Genomic DNA, 2,754 nt, shown 5'->3' on the forward strand with positions numbered 1-2,754 from the left:
GATGGTGACGAGGCTCGACAGTTACTCACCACTGCGGGATTACCCCTATTTAAAAGAGGAATTAAACGTTATTCCGCCTTTCAGAAGGCATCCCTTAACGGTGTTGTTGTTTCTGAGGTGAGTGATTCAAAAGCGGGTATAGCCTGGTCTGACTACAAAGCCACTGGAAAAGAAATTGTTGAGGAAATTTTGATATGAGCAAATTTAAAGGGATTTTGGACAGTCACAAACAAACGGCCCCAGCAGAAAGCCAAAGAAAAACCAAAACAAGAGGTAAGCGTAGCGATCCAGATTATGAGCAAGTCTCTGCCTATATCCGCAAGGAAACCTATAGGAATGTCAAAATTGCCTTGCTCCAAGAGGAAGAAAAGCGAGACTTCTCCGATTTGGTTGAAACCCTGTTATCTGAATGGTTGAATAATCAGTAAGTTGAGTACGCAAGTTAGTGGACAATCATAATCTCAAAAACCTTGGCTTCAAAAGCTTCTACGCAAGTCAGCAATTATTCGTCAACTTGCATACGCAACAGGGCAAGTTATTTTACTAGGGGTTTGTGTTCAATCCACCAACCCGACGTAAATCTTGTGGGCCAAATGACCAGGGCAATAATTCAGCCATTGGTAGCGGCCCGGTGGGGGTCATAACTTGTAATTCCTTACCGCCATGCTCCAACAAAACCTGACGACAGCGGCCACAGGGAGCAAGATAATTATCCTGACTATCAACACAGACCACTGCCAGTAAACGTCCCCCGCCAGTAGCTATCAAATGGGAAACCAAACCACACTCGGCACAAAGGGTTAAGCCATAGGAGGCATTTTCGATATTACAACCAACAACAATTCGCCCGTCATCCACGAGTCCTGCCGCCCCCACTAAAAAATGAGAATAGGGGGCATAGGCATTTTGTCGAACCTCAATGGCAGATCGATGTAACTGCTCCCAACAAATATCAACCATTGGCAAAATCCCATGATTATCTATCGGTGACTCTACTGCACTTTCAAACTACCCAACAATCTCAAAAAAATTACTAGGGGTTTCGAGAACAAAACGGATTCTTTCAATGTAATCAGAAACCACTTATGGCAACTGACTAAATATCCAAAAGTCCAAGTACGCAAATAAGCAGACTCAAGAAATAGTCAAAATCATTGTAAACAGGGCTTTTACGCAAATATTTGGTAATTCGCATACGCATCAGGCTACAAACTCAACTAGGTGAAAGTTCAGTTCATCCAACAAAGATCGGCTAACAGTCTCCAAAAATTACTAGGGGCTAATTATGCAATCCACACCAGTCCATCGGAAGAGGCTAACCGATCGCCGTTGTGGGGTTTAATTAGTCCGTCGCCTTGCCAAGATATTGCAGAATGAGGACTACATCCACTTTCTTTCTATCCCATTCCTCCACCACATCAAGCTTATCCTTCGGGATATACTTTGACCCCTTGTGCTGTCTGATGCCATTCTCCCAAAGCTCATAGTGATAGTAGTACTGCTCATAGGATTTTTTGCCGGAGCGGGTCTGTTTTTCGCAATAGTGCAGTCGGATATAACCACTACCCTGGCCTCGAGATCGCCGGGGGCGTACTTCCGGTAAGGGCCATCGAAGTTTTATTTTCACCCTGGGGCCAGTGATGCTGGAGGATGGCGTGACAGTCGGGGTCGATTTCAACAAACTGAGTTGTTTGTATTTTTCCTCCGGTTTGTTCTGCGGCCAGGGTGAATCCCCCACATCCGGCAAATAGGTCGAGGTGTTTAAGCTTTCCATGGCTAGAACTCCTCACAGTGGATAATTTGGTCAGTTTCGGAGCAGTATTTGTAATTTGGCGATCGCCGAGCATAGTTAATTGCTTCCTCCCGTAGGGCCGGGTCATAGAGCCATTGATTGAGACGTTCCAGTTCGGACTGGGGCTTGGGGCAAACCTCCCGCTTACTACCAAAACCCTTGAATAAACCCTGCATCATTTGCCGGAATGCTTGGGCTTGCTCTGGGGCCACCGGCTCCGGTTCGGGCTGACGCTTAAACACCTTCAAGCGAGTACCATCGGGTAGGGTCGTATATTCCGGGCAGTTATCAGTAGCGGCCAGCTCGGCTCCCTCAAGATTTTTATTAGGGGATAAGTTTGCAACTGGTTCCACACTTTCCAAACCCCTAGTAACTGCTTCCAATTCCTCGGTGGGACTTTCGCTTTCCCAAGGGGAGGGTTCACATTCAGTGACCAGGGAACAGGTTTCAGTAGTGGCCAGCTCGGCTTCCTCAAGATTTTTACTAGCGGATAAGTCCGCCACCGGCTCCACACCTTCCAAACCCCTAGTAACCTCCTCCACACCAGGCAAAAGCACTGGCGACTGAGTAGCAACCACCGCCACAGGGTTAATTTCTGGGGGTAAAACCGTCGTCACTGCCCGTTGATGGGTGATTAGGTTCTGTTGCTGGTCTTCAGGGATTTGACAGCCATTAGCGAGGCGCATTTGGGTATTTTCCACCCGATGAATGAATTCTTTCTGATACTGCTCCCACCGAATGGGCAAATTAGCTGGGTCTTTCCTGAAATGGGCCAACACATCCGCCTGCTTGTCGTGGAAGTCTCCGCCGTAACGCTTCTGCCAGTTCTTCGCCAACCAATCCCGGAAGTTGGGGTCTAGCTTGCCCTCAATGCTCCAGGGGCCATCGGGGAGCCAATCAAAGCTCTGGTTCTTCTTGGTGCGCTTTTTAGTACGACCGGCGGCGGAATATTTTTCCTCTCC

Annotated in this window: 4 protein-coding genes and 2 pseudogenes; 2 read left to right on the forward strand and 4 right to left on the reverse strand. The window is 47.7% G+C overall.

Features of this window, described 5'->3' with window-relative positions; genetic code table 11:
- Both H6G46_RS00005 and H6G46_RS00010 read left to right on the forward strand, forming a co-directional pair.
- A pseudogene (locus H6G46_RS00005) lies at positions 1–198 on the forward strand (ParA family protein); the annotation flags it as partial.
- Complete coding sequence (locus H6G46_RS00010; RefSeq protein ID WP_011153643.1) at positions 195–428, forward strand: hypothetical protein; 234 nt, start codon at positions 195–197, stop codon at positions 426–428. The pseudogene H6G46_RS00005 and the gene H6G46_RS00010, both read left to right, overlap by 4 nt.
- A 115-nt stretch (positions 429–543) precedes the next feature.
- Here the strand turns inward: H6G46_RS00010 and H6G46_RS00015 are convergent, their stop codons facing one another.
- From H6G46_RS00015 to H6G46_RS00030, 4 genes and pseudogenes are all read right to left on the reverse strand, one after another.
- Complete coding sequence (locus tag H6G46_RS00015; protein ID WP_011153644.1) at positions 544–960, reverse strand: cytidine deaminase; 417 nt, start codon at positions 958–960, stop codon at positions 544–546.
- A gap of 382 nt (positions 961–1,342) precedes the next feature.
- Positions 1,343–1,738: a hypothetical protein gene (locus H6G46_RS18335; RefSeq protein WP_223211237.1), complete on the reverse strand. Its 396-nt coding sequence runs from the start codon at positions 1,736–1,738 to the stop codon at positions 1,343–1,345.
- A pseudogene (locus H6G46_RS18340) lies at positions 1,689–1,847 on the reverse strand (hypothetical protein); the annotation flags it as partial. The pseudogene H6G46_RS18340 and the gene H6G46_RS18335, both read right to left, overlap by 50 nt.
- Positions 1,777–2,754: hypothetical protein (locus H6G46_RS00030; RefSeq protein WP_190759810.1), on the reverse strand; the 978-nt coding region annotated here is incomplete at its 5' end. The pseudogene H6G46_RS18340 and the gene H6G46_RS00030, both read right to left, overlap by 71 nt.

The sequence above is a fragment of the Synechocystis sp. FACHB-908 genome (genome assembly GCF_014698595.1).
Taxonomy (GTDB): Bacteria; Cyanobacteriota; Cyanobacteriia; order Cyanobacteriales; family Microcystaceae; genus Synechocystis.